The organism is Duganella sp. 1224 (assembly GCF_013408245.1).
In the GTDB taxonomy this organism is placed as follows: domain Bacteria; phylum Pseudomonadota; class Gammaproteobacteria; order Burkholderiales; family Burkholderiaceae_D; genus Rugamonas.
Genome location: NZ_JACBYS010000001.1, coordinates 1,208,745 through 1,234,751, shown reverse-complemented (window position 1 = coordinate 1,234,751; position 26,007 = coordinate 1,208,745). Strand labels below are relative to the sequence as shown.

The 26,007-nt window shown below is 65.7% G+C and carries 17 protein-coding genes and 1 pseudogene; 6 read left to right on the top strand and 12 right to left on the bottom strand.

Features of this window, described 5'->3' with window-relative positions:
- Positions 1 to 48: 48 nt before the first annotated feature.
- A complete protein-coding gene (locus tag FHW58_RS05605; protein WP_229265061.1) occupies positions 49 to 510 on the bottom strand; it encodes a GNAT family N-acetyltransferase in 462 nt (153 codons plus the stop codon).
- Between the two features lie 278 nt (positions 511 to 788).
- On the opposite strand from FHW58_RS05605, the gene FHW58_RS05600 reads away from it, so the two are divergent.
- Positions 789 to 2,618 carry a hypothetical protein gene (locus FHW58_RS05600; protein ID WP_179672045.1) on the top strand — a complete coding sequence of 610 codons (1,830 nt, stop codon included), beginning with the start codon at positions 789 to 791 and terminating at the stop codon, positions 2,616 to 2,618.
- A 3-nt stretch (positions 2,619 to 2,621) separates the two neighbouring features.
- Here the strand turns inward: FHW58_RS05600 and FHW58_RS05595 are convergent, their stop codons facing one another.
- From FHW58_RS05595 to FHW58_RS05580, 4 genes are all read right to left on the bottom strand, one after another.
- Positions 2,622 to 3,419 (bottom strand): MipA/OmpV family protein, encoded by a 798-nt coding sequence (locus tag FHW58_RS05595; protein WP_229265060.1) that lies wholly within the window; start codon positions 3,417 to 3,419, stop codon positions 2,622 to 2,624.
- A 98-nt stretch (positions 3,420 to 3,517) separates the two neighbouring features.
- A complete protein-coding gene (locus tag FHW58_RS05590) occupies positions 3,518 to 5,596 on the bottom strand; it encodes a LamG-like jellyroll fold domain-containing protein (protein ID WP_179672043.1) in 2,079 nt (692 codons plus the stop codon).
- Between the two features lie 65 nt (positions 5,597 to 5,661).
- Complete coding sequence (locus FHW58_RS05585; protein ID WP_373996632.1) at positions 5,662 to 6,195, bottom strand: heme-degrading domain-containing protein; 534 nt, start codon at positions 6,193 to 6,195, stop codon at positions 5,662 to 5,664.
- 10 nt (positions 6,196 to 6,205) lie between these two features.
- Positions 6,206 to 6,958 (bottom strand): SDR family oxidoreductase, encoded by a 753-nt coding sequence (locus FHW58_RS05580; RefSeq protein WP_179672041.1) that lies wholly within the window; start codon positions 6,956 to 6,958, stop codon positions 6,206 to 6,208.
- A 116-nt stretch (positions 6,959 to 7,074) separates the two neighbouring features.
- On the opposite strand from FHW58_RS05580, the gene FHW58_RS05575 reads away from it, so the two are divergent.
- A complete protein-coding gene (locus tag FHW58_RS05575) occupies positions 7,075 to 7,965 on the top strand; it encodes an AraC family transcriptional regulator (RefSeq protein WP_229265059.1) in 891 nt (296 codons plus the stop codon).
- 57 nt (positions 7,966 to 8,022) lie between these two features.
- Here the strand turns inward: FHW58_RS05575 and FHW58_RS05570 are convergent, their stop codons facing one another.
- Positions 8,023 to 10,608 (bottom strand): bifunctional aconitate hydratase 2/2-methylisocitrate dehydratase, encoded by a 2,586-nt coding sequence (locus FHW58_RS05570; protein ID WP_179672039.1) that lies wholly within the window; start codon positions 10,606 to 10,608, stop codon positions 8,023 to 8,025.
- Positions 10,609 to 10,893: 285 nt separating this feature from the next.
- On the opposite strand from FHW58_RS05570, the gene FHW58_RS05565 reads away from it, so the two are divergent.
- Complete coding sequence (locus FHW58_RS05565) at positions 10,894 to 11,472, top strand: FxDxF family PEP-CTERM protein (RefSeq protein ID WP_179672038.1); 579 nt, start codon at positions 10,894 to 10,896, stop codon at positions 11,470 to 11,472.
- A 48-nt stretch (positions 11,473 to 11,520) separates the two neighbouring features.
- Here the strand turns inward: FHW58_RS05565 and FHW58_RS05560 are convergent, their stop codons facing one another.
- Both FHW58_RS05560 and poxB read right to left on the bottom strand, forming a co-directional pair.
- Positions 11,521 to 14,460 carry a sensor histidine kinase gene (locus FHW58_RS05560; RefSeq protein WP_179672037.1) on the bottom strand — a complete coding sequence of 980 codons (2,940 nt, stop codon included), beginning with the start codon at positions 14,458 to 14,460 and terminating at the stop codon, positions 11,521 to 11,523.
- Positions 14,461 to 14,532: 72 nt separating this feature from the next.
- Positions 14,533 to 16,254 carry a ubiquinone-dependent pyruvate dehydrogenase gene (poxB, locus tag FHW58_RS05555; RefSeq protein WP_179672036.1) on the bottom strand — a complete coding sequence of 574 codons (1,722 nt, stop codon included), beginning with the start codon at positions 16,252 to 16,254 and terminating at the stop codon, positions 14,533 to 14,535.
- 217 nt (positions 16,255 to 16,471) lie between these two features.
- Between poxB and FHW58_RS05550 the strand changes: the two genes are divergently transcribed.
- Positions 16,472 to 19,450 carry a sensor histidine kinase gene (locus FHW58_RS05550; RefSeq protein WP_179672035.1) on the top strand — a complete coding sequence of 993 codons (2,979 nt, stop codon included), beginning with the start codon at positions 16,472 to 16,474 and terminating at the stop codon, positions 19,448 to 19,450.
- 6 nt (positions 19,451 to 19,456) lie between these two features.
- On the opposite strand, the gene proX is transcribed toward FHW58_RS05550, so the two are convergent.
- The 3 genes and pseudogenes from proX to proV all read right to left on the bottom strand — a co-directional run bounded on the left by proX (position 19,457) and on the right by proV (position 22,719).
- Entirely contained in the window at positions 19,457 to 20,488 is a 1,032-nt protein-coding gene (gene proX / locus FHW58_RS27325) for a glycine betaine/L-proline ABC transporter substrate-binding protein ProX (RefSeq protein ID WP_373996664.1), read from the bottom strand.
- A pseudogene (proW, locus tag FHW58_RS27410) lies at positions 20,474 to 21,487 on the bottom strand (glycine betaine/L-proline ABC transporter permease ProW); the annotation flags it as partial. The pseudogene proW and the gene proX, both read right to left, overlap by 15 nt.
- Positions 21,484 to 22,719 (bottom strand): glycine betaine/L-proline ABC transporter ATP-binding protein ProV, encoded by a 1,236-nt coding sequence (proV, locus tag FHW58_RS05540; RefSeq protein ID WP_179672034.1) that lies wholly within the window; start codon positions 22,717 to 22,719, stop codon positions 21,484 to 21,486. The pseudogene proW and the gene proV, both read right to left, overlap by 4 nt.
- A gap of 307 nt (positions 22,720 to 23,026) precedes the next feature.
- On the opposite strand from proV, the gene FHW58_RS05535 reads away from it, so the two are divergent.
- Positions 23,027 to 23,845, top strand: a complete 819-nt coding sequence (locus FHW58_RS05535; protein WP_179672033.1) for a hypothetical protein — start codon at positions 23,027 to 23,029, stop codon at positions 23,843 to 23,845.
- A 10-nt stretch (positions 23,846 to 23,855) separates the two neighbouring features.
- Here the strand turns inward: FHW58_RS05535 and FHW58_RS05530 are convergent, their stop codons facing one another.
- Positions 23,856 to 24,641 carry an ABC transporter substrate-binding protein gene (locus tag FHW58_RS05530; protein WP_179672032.1) on the bottom strand — a complete coding sequence of 262 codons (786 nt, stop codon included), beginning with the start codon at positions 24,639 to 24,641 and terminating at the stop codon, positions 23,856 to 23,858.
- A gap of 694 nt (positions 24,642 to 25,335) precedes the next feature.
- Between FHW58_RS05530 and FHW58_RS05525 the strand changes: the two genes are divergently transcribed.
- Positions 25,336 to 25,998 carry a sigma-70 family RNA polymerase sigma factor gene (locus FHW58_RS05525; protein WP_179672031.1) on the top strand — a complete coding sequence of 221 codons (663 nt, stop codon included), beginning with the start codon at positions 25,336 to 25,338 and terminating at the stop codon, positions 25,996 to 25,998.
- Positions 25,999 to 26,007: the final 9 nt, after the last annotated feature.

Genomic DNA, 26,007 nt, shown 5'->3' with positions numbered 1-26,007 from the left:
AGACCCCGTACGGGGTCTGACCCCGACCTTTTCGGGTTACGACAACTCTCAATCCATCGACGCGACTTCGTTCGCCAGTGAATAATACGCATCGTTGCCTTCGATCCGGTCCTGGGTCCATCCTTGCCGGGCATAGAAGCGCTCGGCCCGCGTTCCCACACCGGTGCTCAAGCGTATCACCGGATGGCCTTGCGCGAACAGCCAGTCGGCGGCGAGGTCGAGCAGTCGTCGTGCATGTCCCTGCCCTTCGTAGCGCGGCGACATGAACAGCGCCCAGATCGCGCCATGCACGTTGTCCGCATAACTGAAGCCGGTGATTTCACCATCGGCCTCGGCAACCCAGCCGCGTCCGAGCTTGTCGAGATAGTCCTCGTACATCTGCCGCGTGATGCGGCCTGGGTCGGACAGCGCATTTTCGCTGACCGCCAGCCGTATGCGCGACATCGCGGGAATGTCGTGCTGTTGGGCGCGGCGAAAAATGACTGTGCTGCGCTCAGGCGTTAACGGCATTGCGAACGCTCGAGATTGCCACAAGTGATGGCGAGTTGGCAGATAGCCATCGATACCTCTACAGTTGGAAATTATGCATATCAATTTATCATATTGGGAAGTTTGCAAAAAGCCTCATCTCAGCTATTGCGCGTAAATGGTGTTCATTGCACAATGTTCCGATGACGCCATCGTCCCTCCTCCGCCGTGCCGTGTTGCTCGCCTGTGCGCTTAGCGCGCACGCCGGCGCGCAGTCGTTTGCGCCGGACTATTTCAAACAGTTTCAGGCGTCGACGGCGATGGACATGGTCAGCCGCCTGCCGGGCTTTGTGTTCGATGGCGGCAACGTCGGACGCGGTGTGCCCGGCAACGTGCTGATCAACGGCAAGCGCCCGACCGCCAAGACCGACGCGCTGGGCGACGTGCTGGGCCGCATCCCGGCCGCAGCGGTCGAACGCATAGAGGTGATCAACGGCGGCGCCAACGGCATCGATATGCTGGGCTACCCGACCGTGGCCAATCTGCTGTTGAAACAGATGGATCTGGTCTCCATCAGCACCACCGCCTCCACCTCGATCCTGCCGGACGGCACGCTGACGCCCTCCCTGGAAGGCAACTACAACCTCAAACGCGGCGACCAGAACATCACCGTGCTGCTGGCCCGCAGCCGCTCGCCCGACATGGCGCAGGGACTGGGCACGCGCACCACCGTCTTCACCGGCCCGACGCCCGCCGCCCAGGTGCGCGTGGCCGGGGCCGGCGTCGCCGAGAACACGGCGGTCAAAGTCGGCTACGGCCAGGGTGTGCTGGACGGCCAACTCACGTGGAACGGCGCGCTGACGCCATGGACCTACCAGTCGCAAGCAAGCTTCGACGCCGCCACCCATTCGCAGACCAGCAACGACAATGCCGGCCACACGCGCGAACAGGGCCTGACCTACAGCCGCGACCTGGCCCGCGGCGCCAGCCTGGACCTGAAGGCGCTGTACCGCACCTCGGAAACCAGCGCCGAATCGGCCACCATCAACGGCGCCGACACCTCCCACGCGTACACCAACACCTCGGCCACCGAACAGGTGCTGGGCGGCCAGGTCAGCTGGCAGGCCGGCGATGGTGTCGTCATCCGGGGCGGGCTGGAGCGCGCGGTCAACACCAATGACACCAGCGCCAGCTATCAGGCCAACGCCTGGGTGCAGGAATCGCGCGTCGAGGGCCAGCTGTCTTCTGCCTGGCAGGTCGACAATGCGCTCAGCGCCGAAGCCGGACTCAAGGTCGCCCACTCGATCCTGACGGTGGGCGCCGATCAGCCCGAAGCCAAAGGCCACCTCTACCCCAAGCCGCGCCTGCGGCTGTCGCTGTCGCCGCTGCCGTCGCTGCAACTGCGGCTGCGCATGGAGCGCGAGGTCAGCCAACTGAATTTTGGCGACGCGGCCGCCTACTTCGACCCCGCCAACAAAACCATCCGGGGCGATTACCCGGACCTGGTGGCGGCCAAGACCTGGCTGTGCGAAGGCGCCATCGAGTACAAGTTCTGGGAACGCGGCACGGCCGTGCTGAGCTACACGCAGTCGCACATCAGCGATGCCATCGACCGCATGCCGGTACGCACCGCCGCCAGCACCTATGACGTGGCCGGCAATATCGGCGACGCCAGCGCCGACAGCGTCACCGGCCTGCTGAATCTGCCGACCGACAACCTGGCGCTGCCGCAGGGGCTGCTGAAGCTGTCGACCACCTGGCGCTCGTCCTCGGTCACCGATCCGGTCACGCAGGCGACGCGCCGGCTGTCCGGCGAAACGCCGCTGTCGTGGCGCGTCGAGTTCTCGCAGGACCTGCCGCAGCAGCGCACCAACTGGGGCATCTCGGTGGACAACGGCTGGAGCAACGACAGCTGGCAGGTGGCCGAGCGCGACAGCAGCAGCGGCTCCGGCTGGGCGCGCGCGTTCGTCAACTACAAGCCGCAGCCCAACCTGGTGCTGACGCTGGAGCTGAACAACCTGGCCGGCCGCACCATCAGCTACGACCGCACCCACTACGCCGGCGACCGCCTGGCCAGCGTCGATTTCGTTGAGCACAACATCACCCGCACCCAGCCCTACGCCATGCTGCGGCTGCGCCGCGACTGGTAGCGGCTATTCCCAAGCGCGCGCGGCCGAGCGGTAGCCGGTCCAGGTAAAGCCGACGCCGACGGACCAGCCGCTGTTGCGACGGAATAAGGGACTGTCACGGTTGGCGGCGTGGCTGTAATTATCGTAACGCCCGAAACCGAACACGCGCCAGTCCGGCGACACCCGGCGCGACAGGCTGGCGCCCAGCCGGGTCATCATGAAGCCGCCGCCGGCGTGGTAGGCGGGCCGCACGGCGGTGGCGTACTGCGGCGCCACTTCATAGAAATATTGGTTCAGGCGGGCGTCGCCGGCCACCACGCCGAGATTGACGTCGCTCTGCCATTTGCCGCCGTCGCTGGCGGTTTCCCACACCAGGCGTGGCTCCAGCACCAGTCCCTGGCGGCGCAAGCCATTGCCCAGTTCAACCGGCGCCCGCAGCGGCACCTCCAGCCGCCCCCGGCTCCCCGGCGCCGGCTCGGCCAGCGTCACGTTGAGACGCGGGCCGAATTCCAGCAGCGACTTCAAATCAGGCATGCCGGCGCGGGCTGCCACGTGATCGGAGCGCGCCGGCAGCGACAGCGCAAAACCGACGTCGAATTCGACCCGCTCGGTGGCGAGCAGCCGCGCGTTGACGCCCGAGCGATCGGCGCGCAGCACCTTGCCGCGATACATCACCAAGGGCAAGACCAAGACGCGCGAGGAACGGTCTTCCGCCCCTGGATAAGCCGGTGTGGCAGCGGCGCCACCAAACACGCCGACCTCCCACAGCGGCAAGTCGGTCGCGCGTTGCTGCGCCAGCGCAGGAGCGGTTAGCGCCAGCATGGTTATTGCCCATCCGCAACGTCTTACCATCGGCACCCTCTCCCAAGATCGTTTCGGGAAATTCTAGCAGTGCGGGCAAGACGGCAACGCCAGCTTGCTTAGCTGCGGCGCGCGGTCAGCCACTGGCTGGATGGCAGCGCGGCGGCGGCCACGCGCACCTCGCCGATGTTGCCGAAGAAACCGTCGGCGCGCGCGCCATCCCACGCGCCGCCGCCCACCACCCACGGCGACGAGGACGACAAGGTGGCCAGGCCGACGACGTTGCTGCTGTTGCGCAGCACCGGCGCGCCTTCCACGTACATGACGGTGTCATGCGTCGTTGGGTCGTTGACGATGGCGATGTGCACCCAGTTGCCGGCAATGATCTCGCCCGACCAGCTGGCCATGGCGTCGCGCTGGCCGCTGACGGCCGGCACCACTTCCCACTGTACTTCGCGCAGGCTGGAGATGGCGAACAGCAGCGGCGGCGATTCCGGGTCGCCGCCGATAAAGCCGCTCAGGTCGCCACGCTTGCCGTCGCGCGTCATGATGTTCATCCATGCATGCTTGGCCTTGTCCCAGGCCGGATTGATCTTGATGAAGGCTTCGATCGTGTAGCCGTTGGTGGCGAAGGTTTGCGCGTTGATGGCGGCGCTGGCGTCAGTCAGGAAATAGCTGAGGCGCGGGGCGTTCTTGTCGGTGTTGAGGAAACTGACCGAGCCGGGCGCCGACGACAAGCGGTGGTGATCGCTGCTCCAGACGATGTCGCCATCCTGGGCGCCGACGATGCCGCCCTTGTTGAGCTGGTCGCGCGTGAGCGGATTGGCGCCGGTGACGTCGTTAATTTTTGTGCCGGCCGGCACCGCCGCGCCGTCTGCGCCACCGTAGAAGCGCCAGTGCGCCACGGTGGATGCCACTTTCGGATAGTCGTCCGTATCCTTCGGCAGCACTGGCTCGACCAACGCCGGCTCGGTATAGCCCTTCAGCACCAGCGCCTTGGCCTGGTCCACCAGCGACGACGCGATGGTGGCCTTGCCGGCGCTGAAGCCCGGGTTGAAGCGGGCGAAGCGCTGGGCGAAGTTCATGTTGATGGTGAAGCTGTGGTTGCTTTCGGTGAGCACCGCGCGGTCGAAGGCGTTCAGCGTGTCGGCCGGCTTCATCGGCACCCACGGCGAAAACGACAGCACCTTGATCTGGTTGTTGGTCAGGTCGAACTCGTACAGGCGCATCAGGCCGTTGCCGCCCTGGTAAGCCATCTGGTAGTCGACCACCATTTCCTCGACGGCGTTGCCGAAGTTGTTGGTCTTGGTCAGGCGCGCGCCGCCGTGGTGATGACCGTTCAGCGTCATGAAGATCTGGTCGTTATCGCGGATCAGCTTTTCCCATAGCATTTTGCCGTAGCCGGTTTCTAGCGGGCTGACCGCGTCCGGCGCAATGTTCAGCAACTGGTGATTGACCAGGATGCACGGCAAGGTCGGATGGTCGGCGAGCACCTTGCGCGCCCAGGCGATGCCGGCGTCCGAGATGCGCCAGGACAGCGACAGCACCAGGAACTGCTGGTCCTGCGCCTTGAAGATATGGTACTCGTGGAAGCCGGTATCGTCGCGCGCGCCGAACGTGGCCTGGCGGGCCGCGCGCCGGGCGCCGAACCATTGCAGGTAAGGCTCGTTGGCCAGCACGCGCTGGGTGTCGGTGCCCTTGGTGGGGTCGCTGTCGTAGTCGATGTCGTTCAACACATCATGGTTGCCGGCCAGGATGGAATATGGCACCTTGGCCACTTCCAGCACCTGCATGGCGCTGTCCGCCACCTTCCACTGCTCCGGCTTGCCGACCTGGTCGACCACGTCGCCGAGATGGATCAGGAATGGGATGTTGAGCGCCTGCGCGTTGCGGGCGACCCAGCTGGTCTGCGCCGCGTACGGCTCATTGCCGTAGTGGCGCTCATACTGGTTGCTTTCGCCGGAAGTGGCGTAGCGCGAGTAAAACTGCGTGTCCGGCAGCACCGCCAGCGCAAAGCTCGAGATCTGCGTGCTCGGCGCTGGCGATGGTGTCGGCGATACCCCGCCGCTATTCGCTGCGGCGTTGTCGCCGCCGCATCCGGCCAGCAAGCCGCCCACCGACAGGCCCGAGGCCAGGCCCAGTTTCAATAACGACCTGCGCTGCGCATCCTGTGCCGCGCCCAAGTCCTTGTTTTCCATGCTGCGCTCTCCGCTGAGTAAAAGCGCCTATGGTATTTTTCCTTCGTTACTTGCATATGACAAGTTCAATCGGGTTGCAAATACGCCTTCAGCGCGGCCACCACCAGCGCGTGGTCGTCCGGTCCCGGCAGGCCGGTGACGGTAATGGTGCCGATGTGCTGGCCACTCTTGAGGATCAGCGGGAACGAGCCGCCGTGGGCGGCGTAGTCCTTCATGTCCAGCGACGGAATCTTGTCGTAGTCGCCGCCGCTGTTCTTGATCTCGGTATGCGTATAGAAGGAACTGTGGCCAGTGCGGTTGACCAGGTTGCTCTTGCGGCGTATCCAGTTGGCGTGGTCAGCGGTCATGCCGTCCATGCCGAAGTAGAACAGCATCAGCCCGTCGCGCGTGACGTTGACCGCCACCTTCTGGTTGGCCGCGCGCGCCAGTTCGACTACCTTGTTCCCAAGCGCCAGCGCGGTGTCGCTGTTGAAGCTGTCGAAGCGCAGCACCTGTTCCTGGCGCGCCAGCGCGTCGAGTTGGACATCATTTTGCGCAAACGCCAGCTTCAGCGGCGCGACAAGCAGCAAGGCTGCGATCAAGGTGGCTTTGGTTCTCACAAGGTCTCCGTTAAGCGTTGTTATTTCGGGATAATAACGCCAAAGTGTCCGCGCCGGCAGCAAAACGCAACCGTCCCGACACGTCATGGGCCGCTTGCCACACCGCTTCCGCCACATCCCGTTCCTGCGTCACCGCCGTCAGGCCGGACAGCCCTGCAAAGATGTTGTGCGCGAGCGGCTCGTAGGCCTGCGGAATCAAGCCCTGCATGCGCTGTTGACCGTTGGCGGTAAAAGCGGTGGTCGGCCCGTAGCCAGGTTCGATCAGTTTGACCTGCACACCAAACTCGCCCAGTTCAAACTGCAGCGAGTCCGTAAAGCCCTCGATCGCCGTCTTGCTGGCCGTGTAGGCCGCGACCAGGGGGAACGGCGCCAGCGTGGCGCTGGACGTGACGTTGATGATGCGGCCGGCACGGCGTGCGCGGAATTGAGGAATCACCGCCTGGCACATCGCCATCACACCGAAAGTGTTGGTTTCGAAGACGTCGCGCACAGTGTCCATGGGCGTCGCCTCGAACGCGCCGAACAGCCCGATGCCGGCATTGTTGACCAGCACATCGATCGGACCGGCCGCTTCGATCGCGCGGGCAATGCTGTCCGGCCGGGTGACGTCCAGCGCCAGCACCTGCACATGGGCTTGATCCGCAAACAGTTGCTCGCGCGGCGTCCGCATCGTGGCGACGACCTTCCAGCCGTGCTGGAGGAAATGGCGCGCGGTGGCCAGACCGTAGCCGGAAGAACAACCAGTGATCAGTACAGTTTTCATTGCTAACTCCTTGTTGTGGGTGATTGACCAGGAGCGAACGATAAACGATGATGACCGGATGATCGATGGCCAAAAGTCCGCAAATGTTTAGTCCAAGTCCACATTCGTCCGACCTATTGTCTGAACTCGTTCAGTTGCTCCGGCCACATGCCGCGTTCGCCAATATCCTCAGCGGCAAAGGCGACTGGGCGGTCCGCTATACGGAGTACGGCCTGCCGAGCTTCTGCATCATGCTGGCGGGAAGCGCCCTGCTGGCGGTGGACGGCGAACGGGCGATCACCATCAGCGCCGGGGATTTCGTGCTGCTGAAAGCCACGCCAGCCTTCACCTTCTCCAGCTTCGGCACTGCGCCACCGGTGCTGCTCGACCCGCATCAGGTCGGCGCGCAGCATGCCGACCTGCGTTACGGCGATCCGCATGGCGAGCCGGAGATGCGCTCGCTGGGCGGGGCGTTCGTATTCGACTGCGACGATGCCGGACTGCTGCTGTCGTCACTGCCGCGCATGGTGCATGTCCGCAATTCCGCGCGGCTGGCCATGCTGGTGCAGATGGTGAAGGAGGAATCAAGCGCTCAACAGGCGGGCAACCAGTTCATGCTGTCTCACCTTGCCGGGATGCTGCTGGTCGAGGCCATGCGTTGCGCGTCGGCCGGCAACGCGCCCCCAGGCTTGCTGCGCGGCCTGGGCGATGACCGCATCGCGCCGGCGTTGAAGCAACTGCATGCGAATGTCGGTCATGGATGGAGCGTCGGCCAGTTGGCAAGCATCGCCGCCCTCTCCCGTTCGGCCTTCTTTGAGCGCTTCACCCGTCTCGTTGGCAGCGCACCGATGGAATATCTGCTCCTGTTGCGCATGCATGTCGCCAAGACACTGCTGCGGGCAAACGAGCTGTCCGTGGCCGTCATCGCGGAGCGCGTGGGTTACGGCTCCACCAGCGCCTTCAGTGCCGCTTTCAGCCGGCATGTCGGCATGGCACCAAGCCAGTATCTCAGGCAAGCCGGCCCATAAAAAAACCCCGATAAGTCGTTGCCAACTTATCGGGGTCCGGGTGAGACGTCTGAAAGGTCAGACTTTCACTTCATCCGCCACCGCGCGGAATTCTTCGATCTGGTCGAAGTTCATGTAGCGGTAGATGTCGGCGGCGTTCTTGTCGATCACGCCGATGTGCGACATGTACTCTTCCTTGGTCGGGATGCGGCCCAGCGCCGAGCACACCGCCGCCAGTTCGGCCGAACCCAGGTACACATTGGTTTCGATACCCAGGCGGTTCGGGAAGTTACGGGTAGAGGTCGACATCACCGTGGCGCCCTTGCGGATCTGCGCCTGGTTGCCCATGCACAGCGAGCAGCCTGGCATTTCCATGCGCGCACCGGTGCGGCCCAGCGTGCCGTAGTGGCCTTCGGCGGTCAGCTGTTGCGCGTCCATCTTGGTTGGCGGCGCGATCCACAGCCGCACCGGGATGTCCGACTTGCCTTCCAGGACCTTCGAGGCGGCGCGGAAGTGGCCGATGTTGGTCATGCACGAGCCGACGAACACGTCGTCGATCTTGTCGCCGGCCACGTCGGCCAGGGTCTTGACGTCGTCCGGGTCGTTCGGGCAGGCCACGATCGGCTCGTGGATGTCGGCCAGGTCGATCTCGATGACGGCGGCGTATTCAGCGTCGGCGTCCGGCGCCAGCAGCTGCGGGTTGGCCAGCCAGGCTTCCATGGCCTTGATGCGGCGTTCCAGCGTGCGCTTGTCCTGGTAGTTGTTGGCGATCATCCACTTCATCAGCGTGATGTTGGAGTTCATGTACTCGATGATCGGCGCCTTGTCCAGGTGCACGGTGCAGCCGGCGGCCGACCGTTCGGCCGAGGCGTCGGACAGTTCGAACGCTTGCTCGACCTTCAGGTCCGGCAGGCCTTCGATTTCCAGGATGCGGCCGGAGAAGATGTTCTTCTTGCCTTTTTTGTCCACGGTCAGCAGGCCTTGCTGGATGGCGTACAGCGGAATCGCGTTGACCAGGTCGCGCAGCGTCACGCCCGGCTGCATCTTGCCCTTGAAGCGCACCAGCACCGATTCCGGCATGTCCAGCGGCATGACGCCGGTGGCGGCGGCAAACGCCACCAGGCCGGAACCGGCCGGGAACGAGATGCCGATCGGGAAGCGGGTATGCGAGTCGCCGCCGGTGCCGACGGTGTCCGGCAGCAGCAGGCGGTTCAGCCACGAGTGGATCACGCCGTCGCCCGGGCGCAGCGCCACGCCGCCGCGGTTTTCGATGAAGGTTGGCAGTTCGCGGTGCATCTTGACGTCCACCACCTTAGGATAGGCGGCGGTGTGGCAAAACGATTGCATCACCAGGTCGGCCGAGAAGCCCAGGCACGCCAGGTCTTTCAGCTCGTCGCGGGTCATCGGGCCGGTGGTGTCCTGCGAGCCGACGGTGGTCATCTTCGGTTCGCAGTAGGTGCCCGGACGCACGCCCTGGCCTTCCGGCAGACCGCAGGCGCGGCCGACCATCTTCTGCGCCAGCGAGTAGCCCTTGCCGGTGTCGGCCGGGTTCTGCGGCAGGCGGAACAGCGTCGATGCCGGCAGGCCCAGCGCTTCACGCGCCTTGCCGGTCAGGCCGCGGCCGATGATCAGCGGAATGCGGCCGCCGGCGCGCACTTCGTCAAACAGCACGTCGGACTTGACCTTGAATTCGGCGATGACCTGGCCGTTCTTCAGCGCCTTGCCGTCGTATGGACGCAGTTCGATGACGTCGCCCATTTCCATCTGCGACACGTCCAGCTCGATCGGCAGCGCGCCGGCGTCTTCCATGGTGTTGTAGAAGATCGGGGCGATCTTGGTGCCCAGGCAGACGCCGCCGAAACGCTTGTTCGGGATGAACGGGATGTCTTCGCCGGTGAACCACAGCACCGAGTTGGTGGCGGACTTGCGCGAGGAACCGGTGCCGACCACGTCGCCGACGTAGGCCACCAGGTGGCCCTTGGCCTTCAGCGCTTCCAGCTGTTTCAGCGGGCCGACTTTGCCCGGCTCTTCAGGATTGATGCCGGGGCGCGGATTTTTCAGCATCGCCAGCGCGTGCAGCGGGATGTCCGGGCGGGTGGTGGCGTCCGGGGCCGGCGACAGATCGTCGGTGTTGGTTTCGCCGGAGACCTTGAACACGGTCAGGGTCAGGCTTTGCGGTACTTCCGGACGCGAGGTGAACCACTCGGCGTCGGCCCACGATTGCAGCACGCCCTGGGCGCGCGCGTTGCCTTTATCGGCCAGTTCCTTGACGTCGTGGAAGTAGTCGAACATCAGCAGGGTTTTCTTCAGGCCTTCGGCGGCGACGTCGCCGACCACGTCATCGGCCAGCAGGTCGATCATCGGCTTGATGTTGAAGCCGCCCAGCATGGTGCCCAGCAGCTTGGTGGCCAGCGCGCGCGAGATCAGCGGCGAGCTGTCGGCGCCCTTGGCCACGGCGGTCAGGAAGGCCGACTTGACCTTGGCGGCATCGTCCACGCCCGCCGGCACGCGGTTGGTGATCAGGTCGACCAGGAAGGCTTCCTCACCGGCCGGCGGATGCTTCAGCAGTTCGACCAGGTCGGTGGTCTGGGCTGCCGACAGCGGCAGCGGAGGGATACCAAGGGAGGCACGTTCGGCAACGTGCTGGCGGTAAGCAGCTAGCATAAGAGTTCTCGTCAGGTTGATTGCAGGGCAGGCAGCGCTCGCTCGCCTGTTCCGGGCGCTATTGTACACCAACAAGTCTTATATAAGACATATAACATGAGACAGCAAACGATTTGAGTCATTTACGCCACGGCAATATTTTCGACGTTGTATTTGTTTCCATGTTGCGAGTTGTGTTAAGTATCACACAGTTGACGTTGGAACATCACTTTATTCTTGATGACACCGGATAAGGGTGTCCGGAAATTATTGATAGCACAACGCTAACTTCTACGGAACTTAAAAATGAAAATCAAAAATATCTTGCTCGCTTCGATGATTGCAGGCGCTTCGCTGATCGGCTCGTCCGCTTATGCAGCAACTGTGGGGAAAACCGTCGACTTGTCGCTGGAATCGGATATGGCGGGTGGCTTCAATGCTCACTTCGGCAACGCCTTCGCCAGCATCGATACCAACAACCTGTTCGTCGACAAATATAAGTTCACGCTGAGCGGCAACTACGACTCGGCCGCTTCTCTGACGTCGGTCTTCCTGAAAGCAGGCACCATCAAGAACCTGCAGATCACCGATTTCAGCCTGGTGCAGTTTGACCCGTCGACCAACTCCGTCCTGCACACCTACGCAGGCATGGACGCCACCACCGGCACCACCGACACCTGGGAAATGAGCGCCACCGGCCTGACTGCCGGTAGCTACTACATCCAGGTGGGCGGCAAGGTGCTGGGCAACGGCGGCGGCACGTACGCTTCCGACCTGACCATTGCCATGGCGCCGGTACCAGAACCAGAAACCTACGCCATGCTGGGCGCCGGTCTGGCCTTCATGGGCTTCGTGGCCCGCCGCAAGAAAGCCAAGGCAGCGTAACACCACCCTGCTCCCCACGAACGCCGCGACTGACATCGCGGCGTTTTTTTATGCCGTGTAAGCCGCGCCGGCAGGAATGGCGAAGCGGATCACCGTGCCGCCGCCCGCGCGCGCCTCGATGGCCAGTTCGCCGCCAAGATTGGCAACGCGTTCGCGCATGCCGGTCAATCCCCAGTGGCCGGCGCGGCCGTTGACCGCCACCGCGGCAGGTATGCCGACGCCGTCGTCGCTGACGGCGCCATGAACCGCGTCGGTCGCCAGGTCGAGCACGACGTCGATGTGCGCCGCCCGCGAGTGGCGCGCGGCGTTCGCGGCCGCTTCCCGCACCACCTGGAACAACTCGCGCGCGACCTGGCTTTTCAGCTTATCCAGGTGGCCGCCGACCGCCACTGCCAGCCGCCCGGCCAGCGACGGCTCCATCGCCTCCAGCGCCTCCTTCAGGCCGCACAGCACCGCGCTGGCGATCTCCGGCGTGCGCAACTCCATCACCTCGTCGCGCGTGTCTTCCACCAGCTTTTCAGCCTGCTGCAGCACGTGGTCCAGCGTGCGTTGTTCGTGGCTGTCGTGCGGCAGGCGCATCAGCACGGTGTGACAGCGCAGTATCAGCGTGTGCATGCCTTGCAGCAGATTGTCGTGCAGCGTGCGGGCGATGCGCTGGCGCTCGCCCAGCCGCGTCGCCGCCTTCTCCGCCTCGCGCGCGGCCACCGCCTCCATCCGCCAGCGATACACCACGCTCACGCCCAACAGCCCGGCCGCCGCCGCCAGCAGCCGGAACCACCACGTCTGCCACACCTGCGGCTGGATGCTGAAGGTGACGCTGGCGCCCTGCTGGCTCCAGACGCCATCCTCGTTGGCGGCGATGACGCGGAAGGTGTAGCTGCCCGGCGCCAGGTTGGTGTAGCGCGCCGAGCGCTCGCCGTGCGGCGCCTGCCAGCCGGCGTCCACGCCGCCGAGCTGGTAGCGGAACGCCACCCGCTCCGGCACCGACAGCGCGGTGGCGGCAAACTTGATATCCACCGCGCTGGTGCCCGGCACGAAGCTGAGCGTGCCGCCAGGGCTGTAGGTGGTGTCGCCGGCGTGCACCGCGTCGATCAGCACGGTGGGCGCCTGCCGGTTGCGGCGGATGCCGGCCGGATCGATCCAGCCGACCTGCGACAAGGTGGCATACACCACCCGGCCATCGTGCGCCAGCGCCAGCGTCGGCAACGGCCGCAGCTGCGCCGGGTGGCCGTGCACGCCATCCTCGAAGTTGAAGATTTCCCAGTCCACGCGGCGGCCGCTGTCGGCCCAGAACGCTGCCAGTTCGGCCCGCGTGATGTGAACGATGCCGTCCAGCCCGTGCAGCCACAAGTCGCCCGCGCGGTCCTGCACCATGCCGGAGATGCCGAGGAAGGCGCTGGCCTGCGTTGGCCGCAGCGGCCGCAGCCGCGCGCCGTCGACCCAGGCCACGCCGGCCTCGCCGCCCGCCAGCAGGCGCCCGTCTACCTCCAGCAGGCTGAAGACATTGCCGATATTGACGTCCTCGCCCTTCGACACCGGCCGCACCGCGTCGCCGACAATCTCCGCCAGGCGGCCGCCGACAAAGCCGATCCAAATCCGCCCCGACGGCCCGGCATACAGATACACCGGCGTCGGATCGCCCCCGACCGCCTCGGTGCTGACATGGGTCCACTGGCCGTCGGCAAAGCGGTACAGCCCCTGGCGCAGGATCGACACCCACACCACGCCGGCCTTGTCCACCGTCAGCGTCTGCACCTGCCGCCCCGGTGGCGTGTCCGCCGGCAGCGGCCAGGTGGTGACGCCAGCGCGCGTGATGTGCGACAGGCCGGACGCCGAACCGGTCCAGACGCTGCCGGCATGCTCGCGCCACATCGCCATCACCCCGGCCAGCCTGGGGCCGGCCTGGTGGCCGTCGGCGGTCAGGCGCAGCAGGTGGTCTTCGCCATCGCCGGCAACATACAGATCATCGTCCAGTCCGCGCTGCACATAATAGAACAGCCAGTCGCGCGGCACGCCGGCCTCGTGGATGCGTTGCGCGCGGTAGCGCTCGATACCGTTGGCGGTCGCCACCCAGAAATTGTTCTCGCGGTCGATCAAGGTGCGCGTCACCAGCCGGCCCAGGCTGCCGCCGGCCTCGAATGACTGCGCCACCGTCAGCTTGCCGTCCGGCGCCTCGCGCAGCAGGCACAGCCCGGCGTCGTCGCCCACCCAGGCCCACAGCGTGCCGTACGGGCCGTCCCACAAGCCGTGCGAACGGTCGGTCTTGGCGGGAATCTGCAGCGCCACCGGCGGCTTGCCGGCTTCGGCCTGCACCGCCTTGCCGCCGACCTCGGCCGCTAGCCGGCCGCGCACCAGATTGGGCACGGCGCCGTAGGTCACGGCAAACGCCGGCGTGAAGGCGCTGGCGCCACGCGCCCGGCTGTAGAGTTTCCAGTCCACCGTGACCCAGGTGGTCTGGTCACGGTCGATGACGATGGCGTTGACGATGCCGTCGGGCAGCGCCTGTGCCGCCAGCCGGCGCCACACCTTGCCGTCGAAAGTGGCGGCGGCCCGCTGCGTGCCGACGTACAGCAGGCCGTCCGGCGCGCGGCGCAGCACGTGCACGGTGCCGGCCGGCAGGCCGTCGGCGCCGCCGCTGTAATGCGTGGCCGCCGCCGGCGTCAGCGTGGAGAGGCCGCCGAACTGGTAGCCGACCGCGATGCCGCCCTGGATGGCCTCGACCGCCACCACATTGTTGGAGCGCAGGCGGTGGCCATACACGCGCTCGACGCGCTGGAAGCGCTCGCCGTCATAGCGGTACAGGCCGTTACCGGTGGCGAACCACAGCAAGCCGTCATCGCTTTGGGCGATGCGCCACACTGCCGTGGGCGCGCCCTCGGCCTGGGTCCAGCTACGGCGCTGGAATGCGAGCTCGCCGGGCGCGCTGGCGGCGCAGGCGCACCCCCAGCACAGCCACGCGGCGAGCGGCAAAATCCAGCGAACAGCCATCCATGCCCCTTTGATGATGCAAACCTCAAAGAATACATGAGATGCGGTGTGTCCATCCAGCCCTGGTCACCATCAGCGCAGCAGGTTGACCTTGGCCAGGTCGATCAGCTCGGCCGCGCGGCCGTCCAGCACCGCCTTCAGCATGAACAGGCCGAATTTTTGCGCTTCGTCCACCGTGGTGGTCGGCGGCAGTATCAGTTCCTGGCGCGCGCTGAGCACGTCCACCAGCACCGGCCCGTCGTGCGCCAGCGCTTCGCGGATCGCGCCCTCCAGCGCCTGCGGATCTTCCACGCGGATGCCGCGCACGCCCATTGCCTCGGCCATGGCCGCGAAGTTCGGATTCTTCAGGTCGCAACCGGTGTCAAGGAAGCCGTTGGCCTTCATCTCCAGCTCCACAAAGCCCAGCGTGCCGTTGTTGAGCACGATGATCTTGACCGGCAGGTTCATCTGCGACAGCGTCAGGAACTCGCCCATCATCATCGAAAAGCCGCCGTCGCCGGAGAACGAGATCACCTGCCGGCGCGGATGCGACGCCTGGGCGCCGATCGCGTGCAGCATGGCGTTGGCCATCGAGCCATGGTTGAACGAGCCGACGATGCGGCGCTTGCCGTTGACCTTGAGGTAGCGCGCGGTCCAGGCGATCGGCGTGCCGACGTCGGCCGTGAACACCGCGTCATCCGCCGCCAGCTCGCTGACCACGCGCGTGACCGCCTGCGGGTGGATATGGCGCGTGCCCTCGTCGATGACGGCCAGCTTGTCCAGATCCTTGCGCGCCTCGGCGTAATCGGCCTGGGCGCGTTGCAGGAAGCTGCTGTCGGTCTTCTGCGTCAGCTTGGGCAGCAGCGCGGCCAGCGTGGCCTTGACGTCGCCCAGCAGGCCCAGCTTGAGCGGGCAGCGGTTGCCCAGCGCTTCCGCCCGCACGTCGATCTGGGCGATCTGCGCCTGCTCGGGGAAGAACTGGCGGTACGGGAAGTCGGCGCCCAGCACCAGCAGCGTGTCGCAGCTCTTCATGGCCTTGTAGCCGGAGGCGAAGCCCACCAGCCCGGTCATGCCAACGTCGTACGGGTTGTCATATTCGATGTGCTCCTTGCCGCGCAGCGTGTGCACGATGGGCGCGTGCAGCGTGTGCGCCAGTTGCATGATCTCCGCGTGGGCGCCGGCGCTGCCGGCGCCGCAGAACAGCGCCACCCGCTCGGCGCCGTTCAGCATGTCCGCCAGCTGGCCGATGTCGCTTGCCGGCGGCAGCGTCACCGGCTGGCTGGGCAGCAGCCACTGCGGCGCCACCGCGTCCAGCGCTTGCAGCGCCACATCGCCCGACATCACCACCACCGCCACGCCCTTTTTGGCCACCGCGACGCGCATGGCGCGGTGCAGGATCTGCGGCAGCAGCGCCGCGTTGGACACCAGCTCGACGTAATGGCTGCACTCCTTGAACAGGCTTTCCGGATGCGTGGCCTGGAAATAATCGATGCCGATCTCGGTGCTGGGAATGTGGGCGGCGATGGCCAGCACCGGCACGCCGCTGCGCTGGCAGTCGAACAGGCCGTTGATCAGGTGCAGGTTGCCGGGGCCGCAACTGCCGGCGCACACCGCCAGTTCGCCGGTCAGATGCGCCTCCGCGCCGGCCGCGAACGCCGCGCCCTCCTCGTGGCGCATGTGAATCCAGTCGATGGCGGCCTCGCGGCGCAGCGCGTCGGTAAAGCCATTGAGCGAATCGCCGACCACGCCATACACGCGCTTGACGCCCGCCTGGGCCAGCGTGTGTGCCAGATATGTTGCCGCATTGCTGCTCATATTCAACCTCCTTAGTCGGTCTGATGATGGGGTGAGACGAGTGTAGTGGACCGCTCAATCGTGCTCATCTCCTATTGGTCCAGTCCACTCCCTTGCCGGGGGATACGCTTGCCTGGCGATATCGAAATTGCGTTGTAACGCCAGCCGCGATGAATTTATACTGTCATCCGTGACAATATGACGCTAACTATTTAATAGTTCGCTACAATTAAGCCATATGCAATATCTCCGTGCCCTCCTGCTGACCTTGCTGTTGTGCTGGCTCCAGCTGGCCGCCGCCGCGCCGGCGCGCGCGCCGCTGCTCGCCGATTTCAATCACAAGGCCTGGGGCGCCGAGGAAGACGTGCCGATGGACGTCATGAAGTTCGCCCAGACCGCCGATGGCTGGCTGTGGATCGCCACCTCCAACGGCCTGTGGCGCTTCGACGGCGCGCGCTTCGAGCGCGTCAGCAGCGTCTATGGCCACCCGCTCAAGTCCGAGCTACTGATGGGCATTAACACCACCGCCGATGGCGCCCTGATCGTCGGCTACCTGATGGACGGCATTTCCGTCTTCCGCCCGGCCTCGGTGCAGTCCTTCACCGACCGCGACGGCCTGCCCAGCAGCATGTTGTACCACATCGAGCCGGCGGCGAACGGCGCCATGTGGGTGGCCACCCGGGGCGGCGCCGCCTATCTGCCGCCGGGTGGCACGCGCTTCCAGGCGCTGGGCGCCGACGCCGGCCTGCCGGCGCTGCCGCACCAGACCTACCAGGTGCTGCTGGCCCGTGACGGCGCGCAATGGATCGCCACCGCCGACGGCGTGTTTTTCCGGCGCGCCGGCGCGCGCCGTTTCCAGCCAGCGTGGCCGCGCGCCAAGCTGTGGGGGCTGGCCGAAGCGCCGGACGGCACCCTCTGGGGCGCCGACCAGGCGCGGCACTATTACCGCATCGCCACCACCGCGCCGGCCGACCCGGCGGCGCGGCCGCAACCGGCATTTGACGGCCGCGGCATCTGCTTCGACCGCCGCGGCAATATGTGGGTCGCGCATGACGACGCGCTGGAGCGCAAGCTGTCGCTGGACGGTCACGACGCCAGCCAGTTCCTGACCGTCCAGAACGGCCTGAGCGGCACCATCCCCGGCGCCATGTTCGAAGACCGCGAGGGCAATCTGTGGGTCGGCACCTCGACCGGCGTCGACCGCATCCGCGCGCACCGCTTCCGCACCGCCTTCCCCGGCCACGCCTTCGAGCAGCCGCAATTGCTGCCGGCGCCTGACGGCAGCGTCTGGCTGGGCGGCGTCGATATCGACCTCAGCCGGCTGGACGCGCCGGCCAAGGTACAGACGGTGGCGCCGTTGCGCTTTGACGCGGCCGCCTGGGACAGCGCCGGCGGCCTGTGGTTCGCCAACAAGCAGGGCCTGCACCGGCGCGCGGCGGACGGCACCGTCAGCAGCCAGCCGCTGCCCTACGCGCTGCGCGACCGCGCCGCGCAAGCCATCCAGCCGCTGCCCGACGGCGCCGTCTGGATATCGTATTTTTCCGGCGACTTGTACAAGGTGGCCGGCGGCCAGTGGATCCGCAACGGCGGCCTGGCCGGGTTGCCGGACGCGATGACCACCGTGTTTGCCACCGGCGCCGACCAGGCCATCTGGGTCGGCCACGCCAACGGCACGGTCACGCTGCTCAGCCCGGACGGCGTCCGTATCCTGCAAACCCTGGGCAAGCCGCAGGGTCTCAACGTCGGCACGGTGTACGCGATCTACCGCCACGGCGCCGACATGTGGATTGGCGGCGAGCAGGGGCTGTTCGTCTACCGGCAAGGCCGCTTCAGCCGGCTGACCGGCCAGCACGGCGAGCGCTTCCGCAGCATCGCCGACATCGCCCTCCTGGCCAACGGCGACCTTTGGCTGAACGGCAGCGACGGCGTCTACCATATCGCCGCCACCGAACTGGCCGGCTGGCTGGCCGGGCGGCGCGCCGAGGTCGACTTCGAGCGTTTCGGTTTCCAGGACGGCATCCGTGGCCGTCCGATCGGCTTCTTCCCGTCGCTGGCGCAGGGGCCGGACGGCACGCTGTGGATCGCCACCGCCAATGGCGTCACCTATGTCGATCCGGCCCGCCTGGCGCGCAATCCGCTGCCGCCGCCGGTCCTGGTGCGCGGCGTTGACGCCGATGGCCGCCATTATCCGTTGACGCCCGGCCACGGCGCCGCGCTGGCGCTGCCGGCCGGCAGCAGGGAAATGGCGGTCGCTTTCACCGCGCTCAGCCTGTCGATCCCGGAGCGGGTGCGTTTCCGCTACCGGCTGCTGGGCCTGACCGACCAGTGGCAGGAAGTCAAGGGCCGGCGCGAGGCCTTCTACACCAACCTGGCGCCGGGCGACTACCGCTTCGAGGTGTCTGCCGCCAACGAGGACGGCGTCTGGGCCACGCACCCGGCCACGCTCGACATCCGCGTAGCGCCCACCTTCATGCAGACGCCGTGGTTTTACGCCCTGCTGTGCGCGGCCGTGGCAGCGTGCGCCTACGGCATTTACCTGGCGCGCATCCGGCTGGTCACGCGCCAGCTGAAGGAGCGCTTCGTCGGCCGCATGGCCGAGCGCGCCCGCATCGCCCGCGCCCTGCACGACACGCTGCTGCAAAGCGCCCAGGCGCTGATCCTGAGCTTCCAGTCGTCGGCGCGCACCCACGCGCCCGGCACGCCCGAGCGCGAACGCATCGAGCGCACGCTGGACCTGGCGGAAAAACTGCTGGCCGAAGGCCGCGACCAGATCATGGACTTGCGCGCCACGGCGGCGCCGGACGAAGTGGTGATGGCGCTGAAGCAGTTCGGCAAGGAGCACACCGACAATGGCAAGCGCGCCTTCTCGGCCCACGTCAGCGGCAAGCCGGTGCGGCTGCGGCCCGGCATCTGCGAGGAAGTGTATGCGATCGGCCGCGAGGCGCTGTACAATGCCGCGCGCCACGCCGAGGCACGCAACATCTGGCTGGAATTGCGCTACCGGTCGCGCCACCTGACGCTGACGGTGCGCGACGACGGCCGCGGCATCGACGCCGACGTGCTGCGCGACGGCCAGCGCGACGGCCACTGGGGCCTGGTCGGCATGCGCGAGCGCGCGGCCGCCATTGGCGCGCAGCTGACCATCACCAGCACGCCCGGCAAGGGCACCACGGTGGCGATGGTGATCGCCGCCCGCAACGCCTATCTGAGCGACTGAGCGCCGTCAGCGGCGGGCTGGCCCCGGCGCGGCGGCTGCCAGCGCCTGCGCGATCCAGCTGTCGAACAGCGGCTGGTGGTATTTGATCCAGCCGTCGGTATGGCGGGCGATGTCGGCCTCGCTGCTTTCGCCCGCGCGCATGCGCTCGTTCTGGGCGCTGATGTCGGCAATCGGCAATCGCATCACCTCAAACAGCTTGACGGCGGCCGGATTCGCCGCCGCCCATGCGCGGTTGACCACGATGCGCGTGGTGTTGATGGGGAAACCGTAGTCGCTGCCGTCGTCCAGGCGGGTGCTGGCCCGCTGCGGGTTGGCCGAGAAAGGCACCTGCAGCCACACCACGTCCCTGCCCGGCACCAGCACGCCGCTGACCCAGTAGGGCGTCCACGTGTAGTACAGCACCGGCTCGCCGCGCCGGAAGCGGCTGAGGGTGTCGGCCATCAGCGCGGCGTAGCTGCCCTGCACGTGCCTGACCGTGTCGCGCAGCTTGTACGCGTCCAGATGGTGCTCGATCATCGCCTCGCAGCCCCAGCCCGGATTGCAGCCGGTCAGGTCGGCCTTGCCGTCGCCGTCGTGATCGAACAGCCTGGCGAGGCCGGGGTCGCGCAGCTGCTCGATGTTGGTGATGTTGTAGCGTTCGGCCGTGGCCTTGTCGATCAGGTAGCCCTGCGCGGCCGGGCCGGCGTATTGGCCGACGCGCAGCAGTTTGGCATCGCCGCCGGCGTTGTCGTAGTAGCTTTGGTGCAGCGGATCCCAGTGCACGGCGAGAAAAGTGGCGTCGCCGTTGGCCACGGCGATGTGCGCGGCCGGATAGTCGACCTCCTGTATCGGCTGGGTTTCGTAGCCCAGCTTTTCCAGCGCGCGGTTCACCAGCATGGTCTGAAAGGTTTCCTCGGCCATCGCGCTTTGCAGCGCCTGCACCTTGATGCCCTTGCCCGGTTGCGCCATCGCGCCGCCCGCGCCCAGCGACAGTGCCAGCACCACCAGCGCCAACACGGCGAGGCGCTTGGCCGTGCCGCCCCCTGCCGCGCCGCGCACCAGCCGCAGCACCAGGCCGGCCGGGCCGGTCTGATACCAGTGGCGCACGCCACGGCGCGGCTGGCCCAGCGCCTGCGTCAGGCGGTCGAGCATGATGGCCAGCAGCACGATGCCCACGCCGCCAATGGTGGCAAGGCCCATGTCCAGCCGGCCGATGCCGCGCAACACCATCTGGCCCAGGCCGCCGACCGCGATCATCGACGCGATCACCACCATCGACAGCGACAGCATCAGCGATTGATTGATGCCGGCCATAATCGACGGCATTGCCAGCGGCAACTGCACGCGCGACAGCAACTGCCACGGCGAGGCGCCGTATGCGCGCGCCGCCTCGACCAGATCGGGCCGCACCTGGCGGATACCGAGATTGGTCAGGCGCACCAGCGGCGCCAGCGCGAAGATGATGGTGACGATCACGCCGGGCGCGTTGCCGATGCCAAACAACATCACAACTGGCACCAGGTAGACAAAGGCCGGCGTGGTCTGCATGGCGTCCAGCAGCGGACGCAGCAGATTCTGCGCGCGGTCGCTGCTGGCCAGGCATATCCCCAGCGGCAGGCCGATCAGCAAACAGAAAGCAAGCGAGGTCAGCACCAGCGACAACGTCACCATCGCCTCCGGCCAGACGCCCAGCAGCGCCACCAGCAGCAGCGCGGCCACCGTGCCGACGGCCAGCGCGCGGCTGGTGAACTGCCAGGCCAGCAGGCCGATGACGGCGATGAGCGCCAGCGGCGGCGGCGCCGTCAACGCGTCGCCGACGCCGCTCAGCGTGGCGTCGATGGGGATGCGCACCAGCTGGAAGAACGGGCGGCAATGCGCGACCACCCAGCCGAGGCCGTGGTTGATCCAGGATTCCAGCGGCAGCGCGCCGTCCAGCAAATGGGCGCTGCCGGCGTGGGTGGTGGTGGCGGCCGGCTTGGCGGCGTCCAGCCAGGCGGTGTCTGTGGGGGGCGTTGGCAGCCATGGGTTGCTAGCCGTGCTTGTTGCGGTAGAGGTCATGCAGATCCTTTCTCATTCGGTTGCGCGGCGACCGGCGGCGTATCTCGGTCGAGGAACTTCAGCAGCGTGGTCTTGCTGATGGCGCCGTGGAAGCCGCCATCGTCCGCCACCACCGGCACCGCGTACGGCAGCTGCGCCACCTGGCCGAACAGGCCGGCCACCGGCGCGTCGGCGTGGATCGGCTGCACGTCTGGCAGGAAGGCATGCGCCAGGCCGAGCGGGCCGGCATGGCCATCCAGCGCCGTGCGCAGCGAGTCGGCCGACACCACGCCGAGAAACTTGCGGCCGGGATCGACCACGTAGGCATAACCGCGATCCTGCTCCTCCAGCATCGACAAGGCGGCGCGCGCGCCGCGCGTGGGCGATTCCGACACCACGATCTGGCTCTTGCGGGCGATCTCGCTGGCCTTGAACACGGCCGCCGCGTCAACGCCGCGCACGAAGTTGCGCACATAGTCGTTGGCCGGGCGGCGCAGGATTTCCTCCGGCGTGCCGACCTGCACCACGTGACCATCCTTCATGATCGCCACGCGGTCGCCGATGCGCATCGCCTCATCGAGATCGTGCGAGATGAAGACGATGGTGCGGCGCCTGATCCGCTGCAGGCGCAGGATTTCCGACTGCATGTCGGTGCGCATGATCGGATCCAGCGCCGAGAACGCCTCATCCATCAACAGGATCGACGGATCGCAGGCCAGCGCGCGCGCCAGGCCCACGCGCTGCTGCATGCCGCCGGACAGCTCATCCGGATAGCTGCCGGCATAGGCCGCCAGGCCCACCTGCTCCAGCGCCTGCCGCGCCAGCGCGTGGCGTTCGGCCTTGGGCATGCCGGCCAGCTCCATGCCGAAGGCCGTGTTGTCGAGCACAGTCAGCTGCGGCAGCAGCGCGAACGACTGGAACACCATGCTGATGTCCTCGCGGCGCAAGGCGCGCAGTTGCGCGTCCGGCAGCGTGTTGATGTCCTGGTTGTCGATGAGGATGCGGCCGTCGGTCGGCTCGATCAGACGGTTCAGCATGCGCACCAGCGTCGACTTGCCCGAGCCGGACAAGCCCATGATGACAAAGATCTCGCCGGCCTCGATGGTCAGGTTGGCGTCGAACACGCCGATGGTGCAGCCGGTGCGGGCCAGGATGTCCTGTTTGGGCGCGCCTTGACGCACCAGTGCCAGCGCCGCGTCCGGCTGGTCGCCGAACACCTTGAACACATGCTCGATGATGATTTGTTTAGCCACGTTGTGGTTCTCCTTCGGTTGAACGAACGGAATGACACCTCGCGGGCCACAGGCCTGCGATGGGAATCAGCGGAGTAGGACACGGGGACCGGAGCAGAAGCCGGTCTGCCAGGGTGTCAGCGTGGGCGCGAGGCCCGATCATGCGGGGATTTGTTGTAAATAGACGTCAATTATAGCCTAAAACGCATGCAAAGTCCACCAAGTGCTTGACTTAACACAGGTTCATGGCGTGTCCGCCAGAGGTGCGCGGCAGCAGAACACGCCGGCATAGTAGGCTACAATGCCCCTTTTCGCCGGAGTCGCGGAAATGTTTTTCAAGCTGCGATGTATTTGTCTTTCCGCCCTGTTTTTGTCCTCGCCAGCCGTTTCGGCTGCCACGCCAGCCCCGCTCGAATTACGTATCGCCGTGGTGTCGGACGGCCGGGCGGACTACTTCGTGCGATTGCTGGAAGAGTCCTTGAAGCTGATTCAGCAGCCCTACCACCTCCAGTACGTCAAAGACCTGCCCGCCCGGCGCATGTGGCATATGCTGGGCCGGGACGACATCAACCTCTTCTACGGCATGCAGACGCGGGAGAAGGATAACGACAACAACCTGGTTCCCGTCCGTAACGGGCTGACCAATGGCCTGGTCGGCCAGCGGGTGCTGTTGATCCGCCCTGCCGATGCGCGCGTTTTCGCCCAGGTCCGTTCCGTGGCCGACTTAAAGCATACCGGACTCATTGCCGGGTTCGGCACCGGCTGGGGCGACACCAGGGTGTGGAAGACGGCCGGCTTGCCGCTGTACGAGCACGCCGCGCCGTGGAGCACGGTGTATGCGATGGTGGCGGCCGGCAATCGCCACGTCGATTACCTGCCGCGCGGCGTCATCGAGGTGCTGACCGAGGCGCGCTCGCATCCCGAACTGGTGGTGGAGCAGCATTTGCTACTGGAGTATCCAGCCGACTTTGGTTTCTACCTGAGCCCGTCTGCCGCCGCCTACCGCCCCATCATCGAGCGGGCGTTGAAGGCGGCCGAGACCAGCGGACTCAAGGCGCGCCTGATCGACGAGGCCTTCGGCGCCGATATCAGGGCGCTCAATCTGAACCGGCGCTTGCAACTGCGTTTGCCGCCGGCATCAGACTGAGCACAAGCTGTCAGGGTCTGGCGCCAGGGTGTGCGATCGCGCGCTTTGCCTCGGCGGTCGTCACGTAACGCTGCAATATGCGCAGCAAGGTGCCGTCGTCCCTGATGCTGATGACGGTCGCTCGCCAGCGCTCGCTCTCTTCCGGCAGGAAGTTCTTTTTGGACAGCGCGATGCAACCGACGATCGGCGGTGCGGCGGGAAACCAGTCGACAGTGCGGACCGCCGCGCTCATGCCGCGCACACGCAGTTCGCGCTCATACTGCAACGGCACGGCGAAAAAGCCGGCGATCCGGCGGTATTTGAGCATGTCGTACAAGGACGACGGGTCGGCGAGCAGATCCAGGCGGCCGCCGCGCGCGAGCGCGCTGTTCCATTCCTCGTAGCGTTCGCCGTGATACAAGCCGCGCACCGCGCCGAAACGCAGCGTGTCCTCTGCAAGGAATTGCGCGCTGGTCAGCGTGGCGGGAGCGTCGGCGGCCAGCACCGCCATCCACTTCTGCTGCAAGTACGGAAAAAACCAGGCGTACCCGCTCCGCTCGTCATTCGCCAGGGACGACATCACCATGTCGATTTCGCCTGTCCTCAGCCACACATAGGCGCGCACGCGCGGCAGCACAATGGTGGAGAAACGGCACCCGGTGCGCCGCCCTAGCTCGTCCAGCAAGTCCTGATCGATGCCCTTGCCGTGCGAGTACAACATGCCGTCCTGATACATCGCGACCTTCAACGGCCGGTCCGGGCACGTCACCGGCGCAGCACCGGCCTCAGCCGCCAGCCCCACCAGTGCCGCCAGCATGCCGGCGCGGACACGCCATACCCAGCTATTCGCCCTGCCTGGTTGCCTGTGCATGCAATTCCCTTTCATGGCCCGGAGGCTCCAAGCTTTTCAACAACATACGGGACTTTGCGGCCCCAGGCAATCCATGGGCGGCGCTGTTGGAGTGTTGAGTGCGCCTGACGACGTGGCCACAGTCCAGTTGATATTGAAGACCTCGGCGTCTGCCCCCTGGAACAGGCCGGCTGGATACCCCAACGCTGTTTGGAGCAAGCCGCCGCAGCGCACGCCGGTTGGATCACGTCGATCAATGATATATCGGCGATCTTCCACCTACAGCGGGCTATCCCCTAAGGACTAGCGATCCAGCGGCGGTAAGGGCTTGCCTCTTTATAAACACTAATTTACACTTTATTACTAAAAATCAGGTTCGCCATTAGTATTTTACGCCACGCGCAGCATCACTGATCTTTACTCATAAATAATAGTCACAAATAATAACAATCCTGACTTCAACATAATATCTTCACATATAACCGATTACTTCGTCTTTCCGGCATGGATGAGCAGCTGCACAGGAGCTGGATACCAATGCCGGGGCGTGTTTCACTTTTACGTATTCAATTCACGCCTGTCATGGACACAGTCGCCGGCTGTGTAGCTTTCATCTGCCCAAACGCATCCCCCTTGTCTGGACCGATGAAAAGGATATGCCGTGAAAAGAAACGATATATATGCTTTTGCAGAGACCGCCGACTACAATATCCATATTGATAATATCAGCGCAGATCCAAACACCGACAGCGATATTCAATCCCTGGTAATTAATTACAAAACATTCTTGATGGGAAGATGCAGAAAATTGACCCATGGCAATCTACATGACGCCAACGACCTGTTCAGCCGAGTCATGCTGAAAGTCTGCAGCGAGAGCCCACAACAATTGCGCCAGGTGCGCCACATGGGCGGCTGGCTGAGCCGCATCGCCTATAACCAGTTCATCGATGACCAGCGCGAACGCCAGGCCGATGCCCGCCGCGACGGCGGCCTGAGCTACCTGAGCGAAACCATCGGCTTGAGCGCCCTGTCCGCCGAGCAGGAATATCTGAACGCCGAACTCAGTCACCAGTTGGGGCTGGCCTTCGAGGCACTGCCGGAGCGTCTTCGGCGCGCCGCCTACATGCGCTTTTGCGAAGACGCCCCCTACGATCGGATCGCCGCTGATCTGGCCATTACGCCCGCCAACGCCCGCAAGCATATCCAGGAAGCCCGGCGTCTGCTCGGCGCCCGCGTGCGCCGCTACGTTGGCAATGAGCTGCTGCCGCAACGCGCGCCTGGCCGATCCGCAACGCTGTCGCTGCTGCACTACGCCGAATAAGCCATCATC